Annotated in this window: 20 protein-coding genes; 13 read left to right on the top strand and 7 right to left on the bottom strand. The window is 75.1% G+C overall.

Features of this window, described 5'->3' with window-relative positions; genetic code table 11:
* Nucleotides 1–127: 127 nt before the first annotated feature.
* Nucleotides 128–3,685 (top strand): DNA polymerase III subunit alpha, encoded by a 3,558-nt coding sequence (dnaE, locus tag ACI797_RS14940; protein WP_456859560.1) that lies wholly within the window; start codon nt 128–130, stop codon nt 3,683–3,685.
* Between the two features lie 30 nt (nt 3,686–3,715).
* On the opposite strand, the gene ACI797_RS14935 is transcribed toward dnaE, so the two are convergent.
* Nucleotides 3,716–4,213 carry a nucleotidyltransferase domain-containing protein gene (locus ACI797_RS14935; protein ID WP_456859484.1) on the bottom strand — a complete coding sequence of 166 codons (498 nt, stop codon included), beginning with the start codon at nt 4,211–4,213 and terminating at the stop codon, nt 3,716–3,718.
* Between the two features lie 61 nt (nt 4,214–4,274).
* On the opposite strand from ACI797_RS14935, the gene ACI797_RS14930 reads away from it, so the two are divergent.
* A complete protein-coding gene (locus ACI797_RS14930; RefSeq protein ID WP_456859483.1) occupies nt 4,275–5,039 on the top strand; it encodes a hypothetical protein in 765 nt (254 codons plus the stop codon).
* Here ACI797_RS14930 and ACI797_RS14925 read toward each other — a convergent pair whose 3' ends face one another.
* Both ACI797_RS14925 and ACI797_RS14920 read right to left on the bottom strand, forming a co-directional pair.
* The gene (locus ACI797_RS14925) at nt 5,040–5,237 is read right to left on the bottom strand and encodes a DNA-binding protein (protein ID WP_456859482.1); all 198 of its coding nucleotides are present in this window, start codon (nt 5,235–5,237) and stop codon (nt 5,040–5,042) included. It lies immediately after the preceding gene.
* A 38-nt stretch (nt 5,238–5,275) separates the two neighbouring features.
* On the bottom strand, nt 5,276–6,124 hold the full coding sequence (locus tag ACI797_RS14920; RefSeq protein ID WP_456859481.1) for an LON peptidase substrate-binding domain-containing protein: 849 nt from the start codon (nt 6,122–6,124) through the stop codon (nt 5,276–5,278).
* Between the two features lie 98 nt (nt 6,125–6,222).
* On the opposite strand from ACI797_RS14920, the gene hisD reads away from it, so the two are divergent.
* The 5 genes from hisD to ACI797_RS14895 are packed head-to-tail and all read left to right on the top strand — an operon-like array spanning nt 6,223 to nt 9,997.
* A complete protein-coding gene (hisD, locus tag ACI797_RS14915) occupies nt 6,223–7,527 on the top strand; it encodes a histidinol dehydrogenase (RefSeq protein ID WP_456859480.1) in 1,305 nt (434 codons plus the stop codon).
* Nucleotides 7,524–8,645: a histidinol-phosphate transaminase gene (locus ACI797_RS14910; protein ID WP_456859479.1), complete on the top strand. Its 1,122-nt coding sequence runs from the start codon at nt 7,524–7,526 to the stop codon at nt 8,643–8,645. The genes hisD and ACI797_RS14910 overlap by 4 nt, the downstream gene beginning before the upstream one ends.
* Entirely contained in the window at nt 8,642–9,238 is a 597-nt protein-coding gene (hisB, locus tag ACI797_RS14905; protein WP_456859478.1) for an imidazoleglycerol-phosphate dehydratase HisB, read from the top strand. The genes ACI797_RS14910 and hisB overlap by 4 nt, the downstream gene beginning before the upstream one ends.
* Before the next feature lie 4 nt (nt 9,239–9,242).
* A complete protein-coding gene (locus ACI797_RS14900; protein WP_456859477.1) occupies nt 9,243–9,419 on the top strand; it encodes a hypothetical protein in 177 nt (58 codons plus the stop codon).
* Nucleotides 9,416–9,997: a nucleotidyltransferase family protein gene (locus tag ACI797_RS14895; protein WP_456859476.1), complete on the top strand. Its 582-nt coding sequence runs from the start codon at nt 9,416–9,418 to the stop codon at nt 9,995–9,997. Before ACI797_RS14900 ends, ACI797_RS14895 begins: the two co-directional genes overlap by 4 nt.
* 18 nt (nt 9,998–10,015) lie before the next feature.
* Here the strand turns inward: ACI797_RS14895 and ACI797_RS14890 are convergent, their stop codons facing one another.
* Nucleotides 10,016–11,224, bottom strand: a complete 1,209-nt coding sequence (locus ACI797_RS14890) for a DUF222 domain-containing protein (protein WP_456859475.1) — start codon at nt 11,222–11,224, stop codon at nt 10,016–10,018.
* A 124-nt stretch (nt 11,225–11,348) separates the two neighbouring features.
* Here ACI797_RS14890 and ACI797_RS14885 point away from each other — a divergent pair, with 124 nt between their 5' ends.
* The 3 genes from ACI797_RS14885 to ACI797_RS14875 all read left to right on the top strand — a co-directional run bounded on the left by ACI797_RS14885 (nt 11,349) and on the right by ACI797_RS14875 (nt 15,257).
* The gene (locus ACI797_RS14885) at nt 11,349–12,224 is read left to right on the top strand and encodes an endonuclease/exonuclease/phosphatase family protein (RefSeq protein ID WP_456859474.1); all 876 of its coding nucleotides are present in this window, start codon (nt 11,349–11,351) and stop codon (nt 12,222–12,224) included.
* 25 nt (nt 12,225–12,249) lie between these two features.
* Nucleotides 12,250–12,888 (top strand): imidazole glycerol phosphate synthase subunit HisH, encoded by a 639-nt coding sequence (hisH, locus tag ACI797_RS14880; RefSeq protein WP_456859472.1) that lies wholly within the window; start codon nt 12,250–12,252, stop codon nt 12,886–12,888.
* A gap of 68 nt (nt 12,889–12,956) precedes the next feature.
* Entirely contained in the window at nt 12,957–15,257 is a 2,301-nt protein-coding gene (locus ACI797_RS14875; RefSeq protein ID WP_456859470.1) for a M28 family peptidase, read from the top strand.
* A 90-nt stretch (nt 15,258–15,347) separates the two neighbouring features.
* Here the strand turns inward: ACI797_RS14875 and ACI797_RS14870 are convergent, their stop codons facing one another.
* The 3 genes from ACI797_RS14870 to ACI797_RS14860 all read right to left on the bottom strand — a co-directional run bounded on the left by ACI797_RS14870 (nt 15,348) and on the right by ACI797_RS14860 (nt 17,443).
* A complete protein-coding gene (locus ACI797_RS14870; RefSeq protein ID WP_456859469.1) occupies nt 15,348–16,397 on the bottom strand; it encodes a molybdopterin-dependent oxidoreductase in 1,050 nt (349 codons plus the stop codon).
* A 15-nt stretch (nt 16,398–16,412) separates the two neighbouring features.
* Nucleotides 16,413–16,778 carry a DUF1707 SHOCT-like domain-containing protein gene (locus ACI797_RS14865; protein ID WP_456859468.1) on the bottom strand — a complete coding sequence of 122 codons (366 nt, stop codon included), beginning with the start codon at nt 16,776–16,778 and terminating at the stop codon, nt 16,413–16,415.
* 65 nt (nt 16,779–16,843) lie between these two features.
* On the bottom strand, nt 16,844–17,443 hold the full coding sequence (locus tag ACI797_RS14860) for a nitroreductase family protein (protein WP_456859467.1): 600 nt from the start codon (nt 17,441–17,443) through the stop codon (nt 16,844–16,846).
* Nucleotides 17,444–17,491: 48 nt separating this feature from the next.
* Between ACI797_RS14860 and priA the strand changes: the two genes are divergently transcribed.
* The 3 genes from priA to hisF all read left to right on the top strand — a co-directional run.
* Complete coding sequence (gene priA, locus ACI797_RS14855) at nt 17,492–18,217, top strand: bifunctional 1-(5-phosphoribosyl)-5-((5-phosphoribosylamino)methylideneamino)imidazole-4-carboxamide isomerase/phosphoribosylanthranilate isomerase PriA (RefSeq protein WP_456859466.1); 726 nt, start codon at nt 17,492–17,494, stop codon at nt 18,215–18,217.
* Nucleotides 18,214–18,606 carry a RidA family protein gene (locus ACI797_RS14850; protein ID WP_456859465.1) on the top strand — a complete coding sequence of 131 codons (393 nt, stop codon included), beginning with the start codon at nt 18,214–18,216 and terminating at the stop codon, nt 18,604–18,606. The genes priA and ACI797_RS14850 overlap by 4 nt, the downstream gene beginning before the upstream one ends.
* 76 nt (nt 18,607–18,682) lie before the next feature.
* The coding region (gene hisF, locus ACI797_RS14845; protein ID WP_456859464.1) for an imidazole glycerol phosphate synthase subunit HisF at nt 18,683–19,586 on the top strand (904 nt) is incomplete at its 3' end.

Genomic DNA, 19,586 nt, shown 5'->3' with positions numbered 1-19,586 from the left:
AGGATCGCGGGTGGGTGGGGGAGAGGGACCGCCCACCGAGAACCCCGCACCGCCGGTCTTCCCCACCGGTCGCCCGCCGGACCGCCGACGGTTGGGCACGCACGACCACCGAGGAGCACGACCGCCCGTGAGCAGCGATTCCTTCGTCCACCTGCACGTGCACACCGAGTACTCGATGCTCGACGGGGCGGCCAAGCTGCCCGAGGTGACGAAGGCGGCCGCCGAGCAGGGCATGCCCGCGCTGGCCATGACCGACCACGGCAACGTGTTCGGCGCCTACGACTTCTACAAGCAGGCCAGGGCGGCCGGCGTGAAGCCGATCATCGGCATGGAGGGCTACTACACGCCCGGCTCGCGGTTCGACCGGGCGCCGTTCGACTTCGGCGATAACCTGATCGACGAGGACGGCGAGGGCGGCTCCTCGCGCGGCAAGGCGGCCTACACGCACATGACCCTGCTGGCCCGCACCACCGAGGGGATGCACAACCTCTTCCGCATCTCCTCCCTGGCCAGCCTCGAGGGGCAGTACCGCAAGCCGCGCTTCGACCGCGAGCTGCTCGAGACCTACGGCAAGGGCCTCATCGCCACCACCGGCTGCCCGTCCGGCGAGGTCAACATGTGGCTGCGGGCCGGCAAGGAGGACCGCGCGCGCCAGGCCGCGGCCGACTTCCAGGACATCTTCGGCAAGGAGAACTTCTACGCCGAGCTGATGGACCACGGCCTGTCCATCGAGAAGAAGACCCGCCCGCAGCTGCTGCAGATCGCCAAGGAGCTCGGCGTCCCGCTGCTGGCCACCAACGACCTGCACTACACGCACAAGGAGGACGCCGAGGCGCACGACGCCCTGCTGTGCATCCAGACCGGCTCGCGGCTCAACGAGACCAACCGCTTCAAGTTCAACGGCGACGGCTACTACCTCAAGAGCGCCGCCGAGATGCGGGCGCTGTTCCCCGGTGAGCTCGCCGCGGCGTGCGACAACACGCTGCTCGTCGCCGAGCAGTGCGAGGTCGCCTTCACCGAGGGCGCCGACCTCATGCCCCGCTTCCCCCTGCCGCCGGGGGAGGACGAGACCTCCTGGTTCGTCAAGGAGGTCGAGCGCGGGCTGCACAAGCGCTGGCCGAACGGCATCCCCGACCACGTGCGCAAGCAGGCCGACTACGAGGTCGGGATCATCACCCAGATGGGCTTCCCGGGGTACTTCCTCGTGGTCGCCGACTTCATCAACTGGGCCAAGGACAACGGCATCCGCGTGGGCCCCGGCCGCGGCTCGGCCGCGGGGTCGCTGGCCGCGTACGCCATGGGCATCACCGACCTCGACCCGCTGGCCCACGGGCTGATCTTCGAGCGCTTCCTCAACCCCGAGCGTGTCTCCATGCCCGACGTCGACATCGACTTCGACGACCGCCGGCGGGGCGAGGTCATCCAGTACGTCTCGCGCAAGTACGGCGAGGAGCGGGTCAGCCAGATCGTCACCTACGGCACGATCAAGGCGAAGGCCGCGATCAAGGACGCCGCCCGCGTGCTCGACCGGCCGTACTCGGTCGGCGACGAGCTCACCAAGCTGATGCCCCCGGACGTGATGGGCAAGGGCATCCCGCTGTCGGGGGTCTTCGACCCGGCCCACCCGCGCTACAAGGAGGCCGCCGAGTTCCGGGCGCGCTACGAGTCCGACCCGGGGGCCGCCGAGGTCGTCGACCAGGCCCGCAAGCTCGAGGGCCTGAAGCGCCAGTGGGGCGTGCACGCCGCCGGCGTCATCATCGGCCGCTACCCGCTCATCGACTCCATCCCGATCATGCGCCGGGAGGCCGACGGCGCCGTCATCACGCAGTTCGACTACCCGACCTGCGAGACGCTCGGCCTGCTGAAGATGGACTTCCTGGGGCTGCGCAACCTCACGGTCATCGACGACGCGCTGCGCAACATCGTCGCGAACGGCAAGGAGCCGATCGACCTCGACGAGATCAGCAAGGACCTCACCGACAAGGCGACCTACGACCTGCTCGCGCGCGGTGACACCCTCGGCGTGTTCCAGTTCGACGGCGGGCCGATGCGCTCGCTCCTGCGGCTCATGCGGCCGGACAACTTCGAGGACATCTCCGCCGTCGGCGCGCTCTACCGGCCCGGGCCGATGGGCGCGAACTCGCACACGAACTACGCGCTGCGCAAGAACGGCCAGCAGGAGATCACGCCGATCCACCCGGAGCTCGCCGAGCCCCTGGAGGACATCCTCGGCGGCACGTACGGCCTGATCGTGTACCAGGAGCAGGTCATGGCGATCGCGCAGAAGGTCGCCGGGTACTCGCTCGGCAAGGCCGACCTGCTGCGCCGCGCGATGGGCAAGAAGAAGAAGTCGGTCCTCGACGCCGAGTTCGTCGGCTTCGAGGCCGGCATGAAGGAGCGCGGCTACTCCGCCGCGGCGATCAAGACCCTCTGGGACATCCTCGTCCCGTTCGCCGACTACGCGTTCAACAAGGCGCACTCGGCCGCCTACGGCCTGGTGTCGTACTGGACGGCGTACCTCAAGGCGAACTACCCGGCCGAGTACATGGCCGCCCTGCTCACCAGCGTCGGCGACGACAAGGACAAGCGGCCGGTGTACCTGGCCGAGTGCCGCCGGATGGGCATCAAGGTGCTGCCGCCCGACGTCAACGAGTCGGCGGCGGACTTCACCCCGGTCGGCACCGACATCCGCTTCGGCCTGGCCTCGATCCGCAACGTCGGGCACAACGTCGTCGAGGCGATCGCCCGCGCCCGCGAGGAGCAGGGCCGGTTCAAGGACTTCACCGACTTCCTGCGCAAGGTCGACGCGGTGGTCTGCAACAAGAAGGTCATCGAGTCCCTCTGCAAGGCCGGCGCCTTCGACTCCCTCGGCCACTCCCGGCAGGGCCTGGTGGCGGTGCACGCCAACGCCGTCGAGATGGCGATGTCGCTCAAGCGCAAGGAGGCCGAGGGGCAGTTCGACCTGTTCGGCGGCTTCGGCGGGGACGGCGACGCCGCCGACGACCCGTTCGGCGGGGCGCTGGACATCGCGATCCCGAGCGCCGACTGGTCCAAGGCCGAGCGGCTGATGTTCGAGCGCGACATGCTCGGCCTCTACGTCTCCGACCACCCGCTGCACGGCGTCGAGCACGTGCTCGCCGCGCACGCCGACACCCCGATCGCCGAGATCAACGCCGGCGGCGTCGAGGACGGCGCGAACGTGACCATCGCCGGCATCCTCACCGCGGTCGGGCCGCGCACCAACAAGCAGGGCGCGCCGTGGGCGATCGCCACGCTCGAGGACCTCGAGTCCGGCATCGAGGTGCTGCTGTTCCCGAAGACGTGGGCCGAGTACTCCGACAAGGTCGTCCGCGACCAGATCGTCGTGGTCAAGGGCCGGATCAGCCGGCGGGACGACCAGCCGTCGCTGTTCGCCTCCGAGGTGACCGTCCCCGAGCTCACCGAGGGCCCGCGCGGGCCGGTGCTGGTCTCCATGCCGGCCGCTCGCTGCACCCCGCCGGTCGTGGAGCGGCTGCGCGAGGTGCTCGGCAGCCACCCCGGGACCACGGAGGTGCACCTCAAGCTGGTCAACGGCGGCCGCGAGACGGTGCTGCGCCTCGACCAGGGGCTGCGCGTGCGGCCGAGCACCGCGCTGATGGGCGACATCAAGGCGCTGCTGGGCCCGACGAGCGTCGCCCTCCTCTGAGGGAGCGGGCTCGGCGCCGGGGCCGGCGCCTCACCCGCCGGCGACCAGCCGGCGGAGCACCGCGAGGTCGTGGTGGTCGACGGCGCGCAGCCGGTAGCCCGCCCGCCAGGCGATCTGCTGCCCGGCGGAGATGCACCCGACGGCGCGCCCGGCGATCCGGCCGGTGGTGAAGCAGGAGGCCGGGTACACCCAGCGCTCGCCGCGCGGGCCGGTCTGGACCCCGCCGCCGGCGGCGTCGAAGGCCACCGGGTGCAGGTCCACCCAGCCGCGGCCGGGCGCCACGAGCTCGACCCGCGTCGGTCGCTGGTCGGTCTCCACCGCGTAGCCCAGCCGGTGCAGCGCCGCGAGGACGTCGGCCTCCTCGGTGGCGTCGATCGCCAGGTCGACGTCCCGGTGCGCCCGTGTCCGACGGCCCGCCAGCGCGTCCACGCCCCAGCCTCCCTCGAGCCAGCACCGGCAGCCGGCCGCCTCGAGCGCGTCCACGACCGCGACGACCTCCTCCGCCGCCATCCCGCCGCCCTCGCCCACGCCGCACGGTATCCGCGCGCCCTCTGCACCGTCTCCCGGCAGATCGGGGTTCACTGGGGGCATGAGCGACGCCCCCGACGACCCCACGGCCGCCGCCCGCACGCCGGTCGGCGGGGCGGCGGAGCCCTCGGGGGCGCAGGCGTGGCGCCCGGCCGACCCGGCCGGGTCGGCGGCCCTCGGCGGGCTGACGACGCCGGACGGCGCACCGGCCCTCGCCGCCCGCCGGCCCTGGTCGGCGTGGGCGGAGGCCCGCGCGGACCTGCGGCCCGCCGTCCTCGTCGCCGGGGTGCTGGCGCTGGCCGGCCTGCCGCTCGGCCTGCTGTGGTGGGCGCTGGCCCCGCGGGCCGACTTCACGATCACCGCCGACGGCCCGGTGGTCGTCGGCCGGCCCAGCCAGGAGCTGCTGGCGATCGACGACGCCGTCTTCACGCTGCTCGTCGCCGGGCTGGGGCTGCTCGCCGGGCTGGTCGGCTGGCTGGTGCTGCGCCGGCGCCGGGGCGTCGCCCAGCTGGCCGCGGTGACGATCGGCAGCGGCCTCGGCGGCGTCCTCGCCTGGCAGCTCGGCGAGCTCCTCGGCCCGGGGCCGAGCCAGGACCAGCTCTCCGACGTCGGCGCCACGGTCACCACCAGCCTGACGCTCAACTCGCTTCCGGCGCTGGCGGTCGGCCCGTTCTGCGCCGTCCTCGTCTACCTGGTCGCCGCGCTGTTCGCCCGGCGCGACGACCTCGGCCGTGACGGCGGCCCGGTCCCGGCGCCCGCGGCGCCCCAGCCGTTGCCGGCGCCCGCCCTGGTCGACGTGCCCCGGGCCGGCCGCCCGGCCGACTGATCAGCCGGCCGCGAAGCCGAGCCCCCGTTCGGCCAGCGCCTCGCGCAGCAGGCGGACGGCCTTGGGGCCGACGCCGTGCAGGGCCAGCAGCTCCTCCTCGCGCAGCGTGGACACCTGGGAGAGCCGGGTGATGCCGGCCTCGGCCAGCGCGCCGGTCGCCGGGCGGCCGATGGAGCGGGGCAGGTCGTCGTCGGTCACGTCAGGACAGACCGCGCCGGCCGCCGGTACTCATCCCTTCAGTTGACCGTCATGGGCGTCGCGAACTCCTGCAGCGGCACGGGCACCGCGCCCAGGGTCTGCAGCAGGGTCAGCTCCCGCCGCAGCAGCCGCGACTCGGCCGCCAGCCGCCGGCGGGTGGCCGGCACCGCCAGCAGGGCCTGCCGGTCCTCGGTGGTCAGCAACGCCGCCGAGGCCACCAGCCAGGACAACGCGCGCGGGTCGTCGGCCACGTCCCGCAGCAGCGCCGCAGTGTGCGCGCCCACCGACAGCCGGGCCGGCCCGTCGGCGGGGTCGGTCAGATCGGGGTCGAGGTCCTCGTCGTCGCCGGGCGCCCACCCGCCGCCGCGCAGGGCGGCCACCTCGCCGACGTACTGCGTGAACAGGTCGCGGACGCCCCGCACGAGCACCGCCATCGAGGTGCGCGCCACGTCGGCGGCCAGCTCGCGGCCGGCCGGCCCGGAGAGGCCCTCGGTGTCGGCCGCCTGCTCGGCCGCCGCCTCCTCCTCGGCCAGCCACTCGACCTCCGCCTGCAAGTAGGGCGGGTCGTCGCCGACGACCACGTCGAGCAGGCGGAACCGCTCGCCGCCCACCCCGACGATGCGGTAGCGGCCGTCGGGCTGCGGCCGGACCGACTGCAGCCGGGCGGTGCAGCCGACGTCGTACAGCGCGGCGGCCGGGGCGACCTCCTCGACCTCCCAGCCCTGCCGGATCGCGACGACGCCGAAGAAGCGGCGGTCGCTGTCGGCGGGCAGCGCGATGAGGTCCTGCACCAGCCGGCGGTAGCGGGGCTCGAAGATGTTCAGCGGCAGCACCACGCCGGGGAACAGTGGCGAGCCCAGCGGGAACAGCGGGATCAGCTCGCCCACGGCACGAGCCTACGGGCGCCGGTGCCCGGCCGGGGAGGGGAGCCCCTCACGCGCTGGCTACCCTGGAGGTTCCGCGTCCGCCCGTCCGGAGGTGTCCCGTGCTCGCCCGCATCGACCTGCGTGGATCCGCGTTGCCGGGGGCCCGCGAGCTCGCCGGCCTGCTGCCGCGCGCGGCCACCGACATCGACTCGGTCCTGGCCACCGTCCGCCCGCTCTGCGAGGACGTGCGCATCCGGGGCGCCCAGGCGGTCCGCGAGATCACCGCCCGCCTCGACGGCGTCGACCTCGAGGACTTCGCCGTCCCGCAGCAGGCGCTGGACCGCGCCCTGGCCGAGTGCGACCCGACGCTGCGGGCGGCGCTCGAGGAGGCGATCGCCCGGGTCCGGAAGGTCCACGCCGACCAGCGCCGCACCGACGTCACCACCCAGGTCGTGCCCGGCGGGACGGTCACCGAGCGCTGGCTGCCGGTCCGCCGCGTCGGTCTCTACGTGCCCGGCGGGCTCGCGCCGCTGCTGTCCAGCGTCGTCATGAACGTCGTCCCCGCGCAGATCGCCGGGGTCGAGTCGATCGCGGTGGCCTCGCCGCCGCAGCGCGACCACGGCGGCCTGCCCGACCCGGGCGTCCTCGCAGCCTGCGCGCTGCTCGGCGTCACGGAGGTCTACGCGGTCGGCGGCGCCCAGGCGATCGCGGTCTTCGGCTACGGCGCCGGCTCCTGCGAGCCGGTCGACATGGTCACCGGACCGGGCAACGTCTACACGACGGCGGCCAAGCGGCTGCTCCGGGGACTGATCGGCATCGACTCGGAGGCCGGGCCCACCGAGGTCGCCGTCCTCGCCGACGAGACCGCCGACCCGGTGCACGTCGCGGCCGACCTGATCAGCCAGGCCGAGCACGACCCGCTGGCCGGCGCGGTCCTGGTCACCACCAGCGAGCAGCTCGCCGACGCCGTCCTCGAGCTGGTGCCGGGGCAGGTGGCCGCGACCAAGCACTCCGACCGGATCCTCACCGCCCTCGACGGCACCCAGTCCGGGATCGTCCTGGTCGACGACCTCGACGCCGGCCTGCGGGTCGTCGACGCCTACGCGGCCGAGCACCTGGAGATCCAGACCCGTGACGCGCGCGAGGTCGCCCTGCGGGTGCGCAACGCCGGCGCGATCTTCGTCGGCCCGTGGTCGCCGGTGTCGCTCGGCGACTACGCCGCCGGGTCCAACCACGTGCTGCCCACCGGCGGGTGCGCCCGGCACTCCAGCGGGCTCTCCGTGCAGTCGTTCCTGCGCGGCATTCACGTGGTGGAGTACGACGAGCAGGCGCTGGCCGAGGTCGCGCCGCACATCGACGCGCTGGCCGGTGCCGAGGACCTGCCCGCGCACGCGGCCGCCGTCCGGGCCCGCACCCGCGCATGACCTCCCTCGACGAGCTCCCGCTGCGGCCGGAGCTGCGCGGCCGCACGCCCTACGGCGCCCCGCAGCTGGCCGTGAAGCACCGGCTCAACACCAACGAGAACCCGTACCCGCTGCCGCCGGCGCTGCTCGCCGACCTCGCGACGGCGCTGGCCGAGGCGTCGGCCGGGCTCAACCGCTACCCCGACCGCGACGCCGTGGGGCTGCGGGCCGACCTCGCCGCCTACCTCACCCGCACGTCGGGGGAGCGGGTCGAGCCGGCCCAGGTGTGGGCGGCCAACGGGTCGAACGAGGTGCTGCAGCAGCTGCTGCAGGCCTTCGGCGGGGCGGGGCGGACGGCGCTGGGCTTCACGCCGTCGTACTCGATGCACCCGATCATCTCGGCCGGCACCGGGACGGTGTGGGTCGACGGGCACCGGCGGGCCGACTTCACGATCGACGCCGCGGCGGCCGCCGCGCAGGTCCGCGAGGTCCGGCCGGACGTCGTCTTCGTGACCAGCCCGAACAACCCGACCGGCACCGCGGTGGCGCTGGGGACGATCGCCGAGCTGTACGAGGCGACCGACGGCGTGCTCATCGTCGACGAGGCCTACGCCGAGTTCGCGCGGGCCGGCACGCCGTCGGCGCTGACCCTGCTGCCGGGCCGGCCGCGGCTGGTGGTCAGCCGGACGATGAGCAAGGCGTTCGGCATGGCCGGGCTGCGGCTGGGCTACCTCGCGGCCGACCCCGCCGTCGTCGACGCGATCCAGCTGGTGCGGCTGCCGTACCACCTGTCCTCGCTCACCCAGGCCGCCGCGCGGACGGCGCTGGCGCACACGCCGGCCCTGCTGGCGACCGTGGAGGCGGTCAAGGCCGAGCGCGACCGGATCGTCGCCGCCCTGCCCGGGCTCGGGCTGACCAGCGTGCCGAGCGACGCGAACTTCGTGCTGTTCGGCCGGTTCGCCGACGCGCACGCCGCCTGGCAGGCGCTGCTCGACCGCGACGTGCTGGTGCGCGACGTCGGCCTGCCGGGCTGGTTGCGGGTGACCGCCGGGACGCCGGAGGAGACCGACGCCTTCCTCACCGCGTTGGGTGAGGTCGCGCCGGCCCACCGGACCTCTCTGGGAGAATCCCCGGCATGACCCGCACCGCACGAATCGAACGGGCGACGAGCGAGACCAAGCTCGTCGTCGAGATCGACCTCGACGGCACCGGCGCCGGCGACATCAGCACGGGGGTCGGCTTCTACGACCACATGCTGAACTCGCTGGCCCGGCACAGCGGCATCGACATCACCGTCCGCGCCGATGGCGACCTGCACATCGACGCCCACCACACCGTGGAGGACGTCGCGATCGCGCTCGGCCAGGCGTTCGCCGAGGCGCTCGGCGACAAGAAGGGCATCACCCGCTACGGCGACGCGACGATCCCCATGGACGAGGTGCTCGTCCAGGCGGCGGTCGACCTCTCCGGCCGGCCCTACTTCGTGCACGCCGAGCCCGAGAACATGACGCCGATGATCGGGCCGGACTACCCGACGTCGCTCACCAAGCACGTCCTCGAGTCCTTCGCCTTCAACGCGCGGATCAGCCTGCACGTGCGCGTGCTCTACGCCGGCCGCGACGCCCACCACATCGTCGAGGGGCAGTTCAAGGCGCTCGCCCGGGCGCTGCGCGCCGCGGTCGCGCTCGACCCGCGCGTCGGTGGCATCCCGTCGACCAAGGGCGCGCTGTAGCCAGGTGGACTCCGGCGCCCTCCTGCTGGTCCTCGGCGGATTCCTGCTCGGTGCCTCCTGGAGCATCTGGAAGCTGAACACCGACGAGCGCCCCCGCAGCACGGCGCAGACCGTGTTCGCGGTGGTCGTCCTGGTCGCGGCCCTGCTGGCGACCGCCTCGGGCATCCTCCGCCTGGTGTGAACGAGGAGCGCTTCCTCGGGATCGTGCTGGCCGACCCGGTGGTGCGCGCCGTGCTCGACCGGGCGCCGGGCCTCGACGTCGACGACTGGTGGCTCACCGCCGGGGTGCTCTTCCAGGCGGTGTGGAACCACCTCACCGGCCGCCCGCCGGGGTACGGCGTCCGCGACGCCGACCTCTTCTACTTCGACGAGGACACGTCCTGGGACGCCGAGGACGCCGTCATCCGCCGGGGCGCGGACCTCTTCGCCGGCGCGCCGGTGCCGGTCGAGATCCGCAACGAGGCCCGGGTGCACCTCTGGTACGAGCAGCGGTTCGGGGTCCCGGCCCGCCCGCTCACCGGCTGCACCGACGCGATCGACTCGTTCGCCGCGGTCTGCTGCGCGTACGGCATCCGGGTGGACGGTGGGGTGCCCGAGGTCTACGCGCCCTTCGGTTACGCGGACCTCTTCGACCTGGTCGTCCGGCCCAACCTGCGCCTGGCGCCCCGGCACGTGTACGAGCAGAAGGCGGCCCGCTGGCAGGCGTGCTGGCCGGAGCTGACGGTCCTGCCCTGGGAGGACGCTGGCCCTCCGGCGTGATCGACCGCCGCGGGGCGCTCAGCCGGCGCGGGCGAGGTGGGGGTCGTCGGCGGGTGGGCGGATGACGTGGATCTCGGTGCCGTCGGGGCGGTGGGTGTGCCACCGGCCGGCGTCGTCGCGGTGGATGCGGAAGCCGTGGTGGACCTGGGTGTGGTGCCGTTCGCAGAGCAGCCCACTGTTGTCCAGGCTGGTCTCCCCGCCCAGCGCCCAGTGGATGACGTGGTGCACCTCGGACCACCAGTGCGGCGCGTCGCAGCCGGCAAAGACGCAGGTCTTGTCGCGGGCGATCACCGCCTTGCGCAGCGCGGGGGTGACCAGGCGGCGGGTGCGGCCCAGGTCGAGCGGTTCCCCGTGCGGGCCGAGCACGAGCCGGGTGAGGTCGGCGTCGCAGGCCGCCCACCGCGCCCGGGCGGCGGAGAGGACCGCGCCGAAGCCGGTGCGGGCGGCGCCCCGGCCGGTCGCCGGGTCGAGCAGGTCCTCCAGGTCGACGGTGACCGCCACCTGCGGCTTGACCGTGCGCAGCAGCGGCAGGGTGCCGCAGCCGAGGTGGAGGTCGGCCAGCTGGACCGTGGCGTCGGCCTGCCGCTGCGCCAGGCTGCGCGCGTCCCCGGCCGGCCGGTGCGCCTGGTCGATCGCGGTGATGGCGGCCTGGAACTTCTCCCCGCCGACGGCGTCCAGCTCGCCGCGGAAGAACACCCGGCCGTCGGCCCGCCGGGTGAAGATCAGCGACCGCTGCTCGGTCGGGTCGGGCTCGGGCCCGTCGGCGTCGAGCCGCTCGAGGAACGCGTGCACCAGCTCGTCGAGCTCGGCGTGCTTGTGCCCGACCGCAAAGGTGGTGAGTTCGGCGGCGATGCCGGCCAGGTCGCCGTCGGCCGCGGCGATCAGCCGCAGGTGCCGCGGCTTGGTGAGCTGCCCGATCACCGCCACCTGGTCGCCGGTCAGCGCCCCGGCCGCGTGCGCCGCCGCGACCGGGGGCAGCTGCTCCAACGCCCGGCCGTTGCGCACCACCTGGGAGGCGGCGGCCTTCGATAGCCGGCAGTGCCCGCGCAGCCAGGACTGGGCGGTGGCCATGCCGTCGCCGGCGAAGGCTCGCTTGCCGTCGGCGAGCCGCACCGTCCGGGCCAGCTCGGCGTCGATCCGGTTGCGCAGCGCGACCAGGTCGGCGGTGCGCTCCAGCAGGTCCCCGGCGGGCAGCGCGTGCAGCTCCTTGTCGGTCAACGGTTCCACCCCACGCCTCCCTCCGCACCCGAACGCCTGTACGAAAGGATACCGGTCACAGACGCCCGCCGCCTGCTGAATCCCCAGGTCAGCGCGTTGTCCACAGATCGTCGTCGGGGCTAGCGTGGCGGGCATGACCCAGGGATGGGCGCCGGGGAGCGTCCGCGTGGCGACGGTGAACCTCTTCGCGCGGCACGGAGACTGGGAGCGGCGCCGTCCCGCTCTCGCCGCGGCCCTGCGCGAACTCGATGCCGATGTGCTCACCCTGCAGGAGGCGGTCGTCGACGAGGACGGCGACACGGCCCGCGAGCTGCTCGGCGACGGTTACCACCTGGCTCACCAGCGGCAGGGGCTCGTCGGCGACGGCTCCCACCGCGGGTCCTCGGTCGCCAGCCGCTGGCCGCTCCGCGCCGTCCACGAGGTCGACCTGCACCTGACCGACCGCACCTGGGACTACAGCTGCGGCACCGTGCTCGTTGAGGTCGACAGCCCGGTCGGCCGGCTGGTGGTCGGCAGCCACGGCGCCTCGTGGGCGTGGTGGGCCGAGCGCGAGCGGGAGCTGCAGGCGGTGGCCGTCGCGCGGGCCGTCGACGAACTGGTGGCGGAGGAGCCGGCGCACGTCGTCCTCGGCGGCGACTTCAACGCCGAGCCGCACACCAGCAGCATGCGGTTCCTCACCGGGCGGACGTCGCTGGACGGGGTGTCCACCGCCTACCGCGACGCGTGGGAGAGCGTGCACGCCGAGGCGCCCGGGTGGACGTTCCACCCCCGCAACCCGCTGAGCGCGATCGACGAACCGCACCTGGACCGCGGGCGGCGGATCGACCACGTCCTCGTCCGGTGCGGCGACCACGGCCCGACGCTGCGCGTCCTCGACGCCGGCCTGGCCGTGCACGAGCCGGTCGGCGGCGTGCAGCCCAGCGACCACTACGGCGTGTTCGCCGACCTCGCACCGCGGACCACTGCGATGCCCGACACCTCCGCCGCCGGGAATCCCGCCGATCGCTGAACCGCTGGCACGTACCGTGGGCAGCGTGAAGAAGGTGGTCGTCCTCGACTATGGGTCGGGCAACCTGCGCAGCGCCGAGCGCGCGCTGGCGCGGGTGGGCGCCGACGTCACCGTCACCGCCGACGCGCAGGCCGCGCTGGACGCCGACGGCCTCGTCGTCCCCGGCGTGGGCGCCTTCGCCGCGTGCATGGACGGGCTGCGCGCCGTCGACGGGCCGCGGATCATCGGCCGCCGGCTGGCCGGCGGGCGCCCGGTGCTCGGCATCTGCGTCGGCATGCAGATCCTCTTCGAGCGCGGCGTCGAGCACGGCCACGACGCCGACGGCTGCGGCGAGTGGCCGGGCACCGTCGAACAGCTCAAGGCCCCCGTGCTGCCGCACATGGGCTGGAACACCGTCGAGGCGCCCGCGGGGACCGTCCTGTTCGACGGGCTGGCCGACCAGCGCTTCTACTTCGTGCACTCCTACGGCGTCCGCGACTTCCCGCTGGGCGCCGACGGGACGCCGAGCAGGATCAAGCCGCCGCTCGTCACGTGGGCCGAGCACGGCGACCGGTTCGTCGCCGGCGTCGAGAACGGCGCCCTCTCGGCCACCCAGTTCCACCCCGAGAAGAGCGGGGACGCCGGGGCGCAGCTGCTCACGAACTGGCTCGACACGCTGCGCTGACGCCGGACCGCAGCCCGACGTGCACCTAGGGTGACGCCGATCGCGTCCCGGCAACCCTGGAGGCACGCGTGGGGTCACCCACCGGACGGCGGCCCCTCGCCGGGCTCGTCGTCCTCGCGCTCCTGCTCGGGCTCGCCGCCTGGACGGTCGTCTCCCTGCAGCCGCCGGACCCCGCGCCGCGCGACGCCCCCGCCGAGCAGTTCAGCGCGGTGCGCGCGTTCGACCACGTGCAACGGCTCGGCGCGGAGAACCACGTGGCCGGCAGCGCCGCCGGTGCCGAGGTCGTCCGGTACCTGGTCGACACGCTGACCGGCCTCGGCCTCGACACCCGCGTGCAGAACTCCGTGGGGGCCTGGGAGTCCGACACCCACGGACTCGGGATGGCGACGGTCCGCAACGTGGTCGCCCTCCTACCGGGCAGCGACCCGACGGGGACGCTGTACCTCACCGCCCACCACGACTCCGCCGAGGCCAGCCTCGGCGCCAGCGACGACGGCGCCGGCGTCTCGGCGCTGCTGGAGTCGGTGCGCGCGCTGACCTCCGGCCCGCAGCTGCGCAACGACGTCGTCGTCGTCCTCACCGACTCCGAGGAGGCATGCCTGTGCGGCGCCGAGGCGTTCGTCGCCTCGCACCCGCTGGCCCGCGGCGGGGTGGTGCTCAACTTCGAGGCCCGCGGCACCGGCGGCCCGCCGATCACGTTCGAGACCTCGGTCGGCAACGCCGACCTGGCCGACGTGTACGCCGGCGCCGTCCCGGACCCGGTGGCCACCAGCTTCGCCGTCGAGGTCTACCGGGCGCTGCCCAACGACACCGACTTCAGCCCGTTCCTGGCCGACGGCGGCTACACCGGGATGAACACCGCCTTCATCGACGGCGCCGCCGCCTACCACGGCCCGCAGGACACCCCCGACCGGCAGGACCCCGCCAGCCTGCAGGGCCTCGGCGAGGTCGCCCTCGCGCTGACGCGCGACCTCGGCGACCGCGACCTCGGCACCCTCGCCGAGCCGGCCGACGGCGACGCCACCTACTTCCCGGTGCTCGGCGAACTGGTGCGCTACCCGGAGGCGCTGGTCTGGCCGCTGGCCGTCGCCGCGCTGGCCGCGGTCGCGCTGCTGCTGGCGGTCAACGCCCGGCGGGGGATCAGCCCGCTCGGCCGGACGGTCGCCGGAGCCGGGCTCGCCCTGCTGCCGCTGGCGCTGGCGCCGCTCGCCGTCCAGGCGCTGTGGACGCTGCTGACCGTCGTCCGGCCCGGCTACTCGTCGATGACGGACCCCTGGCGGCCCGGCTGGTACCGGGTCGCGACGGTCGCGCTGGTGCTGGCCGTGGTGCTCACCTGGTACGTCCTGCTGCGCCGCCGGGTCGGGGCGGCCGCCCTCGTCAGCGGCGGGCTCGTCTGGCTCGCCGTCGCCGGTGCGGTGCTGGCGGCCCTGGCGCCGGGCGGCTCGTACCTCGTCACGCTGCCCGCGCTCGCCGGCGCCCTGGCGGCGCTGGTCACCGCGCCGGCGCTGCGGCCGATCGCCGCGCTGGTCGCCGGGGTGGCCGCGGTCCTCGTCCTCGCGCCGACCGTGGCCCTGTTCCTGCCGGCGCTCGGCATGGCGCAGGCCGCGGTGCCGTCGGTGTTCACGACCATGGGCGCGCTCGTCCTGCTCCCGGCGTTCGAGCTGCTCCTCGGTGACGAGGGCCGCCGGCTGCGCACCGCGGCCGTGCCGCTCGTCGCCATCGTCGTCGCGGCGGCCTGCACCGCGACCGGGCTGGTCGTGGACCGCTTCGACGAGCGCCACCCCGTGCCCAGCCAGCTGGTCTACGTGCTCGACACCGCCACCGGGCAGGCGTGGTGGGCCTCGCCCGAGTCGGACCCCGGCGCGTACACCGACCTGTACATGGACGTCCGCCAGCCGCCGCCCGCCGAGTACCCCTACCTGCGCACGGAGGAGGACCTCTGGTCGGGGGAGGCCGAGGTGGCCGACCTGCCGGCGCCCGTCGTGGAGACCGTCGGCGACCGGGCCGACGGCACGCGCCGCGAGGTCACCCTGCGGGTGCTGCCGCAGCGCGACGGGGTGCGGTTCGTGACCCTCGACCTCGACGCCGGCGGCGGCACCGTGGTGGCCGCCCGGGCCGAGGGCCGCGCGGTGCCCGAGGGGTCGCTGGGGGAGTCGTCGCTGTGGCTGACCTTCCACGCCCTGCCCGCCGACGGCCTGGACGTCACGGTCACCGTCGAGGGCGCCGGCCCGCTCTCCCTGCGGGTCGTCGACGGCAGCAACGGGCTCGACGGGCTGCCCGGCCACACCCCGCGGCCGCCCGGCGTGGACGCCGCCGGCGAGCACAGCTCCGACCTGGTGATGGTCGCGGCCACCGTGCCGCTCGGCTGACCACCCTCCGCGCCGAGATCGCGCGATCTCGGCCGCTCAGCGCCGCTGGTGCGCCGAGATCGCGCGTTCTCGGCGGGGGCGGCCGACCGCCTACTGCAGCGGGAACGGCGACTGCAGCCACCACGGGCCGTCGACCACCTCGACGCGGGCCACCCACTTCACCCACCAGAACCCGCGCCGGCCGGGCGCCACGAGCCGCACGGGCGCCCCGTGGCCCGCCGAGAGCGGCTCGCCGGCCACCGAGGTGGCCAGCAGCAGCGAGCCGGCGTCGGTGAGCGGCAGCCGGCGCCGGTAGCCGGTCACCGAGACGACGTCGACGCTGCCGCCGTCGGGCAGGTCGCCGACGACGTCGGCCAGCAGCCGGTCCAGCCGCACGCCACCCCAGTCCTGGACGGCGTACCAGCCGCCGGTGCAGTCGAGGACGGCGCGCACCTCGTCGCCGCGGTCGAGGTCGCGCACCGGCAGCCGCACCCGCCGGTCGCCGCGGACGACGACGAGCTCACCGGCCTCGTCGTCCGGCACGGTGTCGCCGACCCACTGGGTCACCGGCATCGCGGCCGGGTCGAACGACCCGCGCTCGTGCGAGCCGGTGGCCCGCCGGTCGGCCCCCGGCGCCCCGGTCAGCCGCAGCAGCCCCTCACCGGCGCCCCACAGCGCGGCCGCGCCCAGCCCCAGCGCGCCGGCCTGCAGCAGCTCGCGGCGGCGCAGGTCGGCGGTGCGGAACCGCTGCCGCCGTCCCCACACGTGCACGAGCAGCACCGGCAGCAGGCAGAGGGCCGCCCCGACGTGGATCTGCAGGGCGTAGATCCCGGCCAGCGCGGGCCACGGGCCGGTCACCCCGGCCGAGTGCAACACGCCGCTGACCACGGTCAGGACGACGAGGAACGCCAGGAACAGCGCCGTCCCCGGCGCCCGCCGCTCGCGCGGCAGCCGCCACGCCCGCCGGACGACGACGGACTTCCACGGCACGAGCAGCAGCAGCCCGAGCCCGGCGGCGCCGTGGACGGCGACGACCACCGCCGCCGGCGCCGTCGTCCCCACCCCGTAGGCGAGCACCCCGGACGCCGCCGCGACGACCAGCAGGACGAGCAGCCCCAGGTTGGTGCGCCGCCCGGCGCGGCGGGGGAGGCGGAGGACCACCCGCGCAGTGTGCGCTCACCAGCCGCCGCGGTGGCGGCGCTGGCGCAGCAGCAGGAACCCGAGCAGCAGCGGCAGCACCGGCGGGACGCCGGCGGCGATCGCGGCCACCGACCACAGCGCGACGAGCACGAGCAGCAGCTGGACGACGGCCGGCTGCCCCCACGCGGCGGCTGCCGGGCGGCGGCGGACCGGGGCCTGCTCCGCCGCGGGTGGCGGGTCCTCGGGCAGGTCGGCCGTCAGCGGCGGCAGCTCGTCGAGGTGGACCGCCGCGTAGGCGCGGGTCACCCGCTCGTCGAACTCGGGCACCGTCAGCCGGCCCTCGCCGAGGTGGCGGCCGAGCCGCTCGACGACCCGGGACCGGTCGGCGTCCCCGGCCCGCATCCGCGGGACCTCCGGCTGATTCGGTGAGATGGCTCCACCCATGACGGGGCAACGCGCCGGAGCGGTCACCAGTGCCCGCGGTGGACCACCTCGTCGAGGCCGCGCCGTCCCCGGCGCAGCGACGGCGAGCGGCGGTCGTCGCCGCCCGGGTAGCCGACCGACACGCAGCCGACCGGGCGGTACCCCGCGGGCACGCCGAAGGCCTCGCGGAATGCCGGGATCCGCTCGGGCGGGATGCCGAAGAAGCAGGCGCCGAGGCCCTCGTCGACGGCGGTGAGCAGCACCAGCAGGGCGGCCATGCCGGTGTCGACGTCCCAGTAGGGCACCGGCCAGCGGGCCTCGTCGCGGTCGGTCCAGCCCTTGTCGGGCTCGGCGTAGCGGTCGAGGTAGGCGTCCTTGTGCGACAGCGGGACGACGAGCAGCGGCGCGCGGCGCATGCGGGTGAGCCAGGCGTCGGGCGCCCCGGGGCCGGTGGTCGCCGTCCAGAACCGCTCGCGCTCCCCGGGCGACTCGAGGACAAGGAACGCCCAGCCCTGGCTGAACCCGGCCGAGGGCGCCCGGATCGCGTGCTCGAGCAGCCGCTCGCGGACCTCCGGCGGCACCGGCCGGTCGGGGTCGTAGTCGCGGACCATGCGCCTGCGGCGCACCACCTCGGCGAACTCCACGCGGTCACCCTGCCAGGCCGCCCGGAGCCGCCTCCTACCCTTGTCGCCGTGCCGAAGCTGCAGCTGCTCCCCGCCGTCGACGTCGCCGACGGCCAGGCCGTCCGCCTGGTCCAGGGCGAGGCCGGGAGCGAGACCTCGTACGGCGACCCCCTCGAGGCGGCGCTGACCTGGCAGCGCGACGGCGCCGAGTGGGTGCACCTGGTCGACCTCGACGCCGCGTTCGGCCGGGGCAGCAACCGCGAGCTGCTGGCCCGCGTGGTGGGCGAGCTCGACGTCGACGTCGAGCTCTCCGGCGGCATCCGCGACGACGACTCGCTGGCCGCCGCGCTGGCCACCGGCTGCCGCCGGGTCAACCTCGGCACGGCGGCGCTGGAGTCGCCCGAGTGGTGCGCGCGGGCGATCGCCGAGCACGGCGACCGGATCGCCGTCGGGCTCGACGTGCGCGGCACCCGCCTGGCGGCGCGCGGCTGGACCCGCGAGGGCGGCGAGCTCTACGAGACCCTCGCCCGGCTCGACGCCGAGGGCTGCGCCCGCTACGTGGTCACCGACATCACCAAGGACGGCACCCTGCGCGGGCCCAACCTCGAGCTGCTGCGCGAGGTCTGCGCCGCCACCGACCGGCCGGTGATCGCCTCCGGCGGGGTCAGCTCGCTCGAGGACATCCGCGCGCTGGCCGGGCTGGCCGCCGTCGGCGTGGAGGGCGCGATCGTGGGCAAGGCGCTGTACGCCGGGGCGTTCACGCTGCCGGAGGCGCTGGCGGTGGCGTCGTCGTGACGGTCATCCGGTTCGGCTCGGACACCCCCTGGGAGTCGGTCGTCGGCTACAGCCGCGTCGTCGTCCGCGGGGACACGGCGTGGGTGAGCGGGACGACGGCGACGGTGGACGGCGCCGTCGTCGCACCCGGGGACGCCTACGCGCAGGCCCGGCAGGCCATCGCGAACATCGGCACCGCGCTCGAGCGGGCCGGGTTCACGCTGGCCGATGTCGTGCGTACCCGCATGTACGTCACCGACATCGCCCGCTGGGAGGAGGTCGGCCGGGCGCACGGGGAGGCCTTCGGCGACGTCCGACCGGCCACCTCGATGGTCCAGGTCGCGGCGCTGATCGACCCCGACATGCTGGTGGAGATCGAGGCCGAGGCCGTGCGGGAGGGGGCGGCATGACGAGCGAGCGTGCGAGCTCGTCCGGCGGCACAGCCCGGAGGCGGCCGACGGCGACGAGCGCCGGCGAGGAGTTGTCGTGAGCCTGGCCGTGCGGGTGATCCCGTGCCTGGACGTCGACGCCGGCCGGGTGGTCAAGGGCGTGAACTTCGTCGACCTGGTCGACGCCGGAGACCCGGTGGAGATGGCGCGGGTCTACGACGCCGAGGGCGCCGACGAGCTGACCTTCCTCGACATCACCGCGAGCTCCGGCGACCGCGAGACCACCTACGACGTGGTCCGGCGGACGGCGGAGAGCGTCTTCATCCCGCTGACCGTCGGCGGCGGGGTGCGGTCGGTGGCCGACGTCGACCGGCTGCTGCGGGCCGGCGCCGACAAGGTGGCCGTCAACACCGCCGCCGTCGCCCGGCCCGAGCTGATCGCCGAGATCGCCGACCGCTTCGGCAACCAGGTGCTGGTGCTCTCGCTCGACGCGCGGCGCGTGCAGGACGGCGCGGTCACCGACTCCGGCTTCGAGATCACCACCCACGGCGGGCGGCGCGGCACCGGCCGGGACGCCGTCGAGTGGGTGGTCCAGGCCGCCGGGCTCGGCGTGGGCGAGGTGCTGCTCAACTCCATGGACGCCGACGGCACCCGGGCGGGCTTCGACGTCGAGCTGATCCGCGCGGTGCGCCGCGAGGTGGGCGTGCCGGTGATCGCCAGCGGGGGAGCGGGCGCGGTCGAGCACTTCCCGCCGGCGGTCGAGGCCGGCGCCGACGCCGTCCTGGCCGCGAGCGTCTTCCACTTCGGCACGCTGCGCATCGGTGACGTCAAGGCCGGCCTGGCCGCCGCCGGCGTCCCCGTGCGCGCGGAGTCCGACCACCCGGCCTGGGGGGGGGGGGGGGGGGGGGGGGGGGGGGGGGGGGGGGGGGGGGGGGGGGGGGGGGGGGGGGGGGGGCGGGCGCGCGCGGGGGGGGCGGCGCGGGCGGGGCGGGGGGGGGCGC

The organism is Geodermatophilus sp. SYSU D00691 (assembly GCF_054050275.1).
The sequence above is the reverse complement of the archived record's forward strand: the minus strand, read 5'-3'. Positions and strand labels throughout refer to the sequence as shown.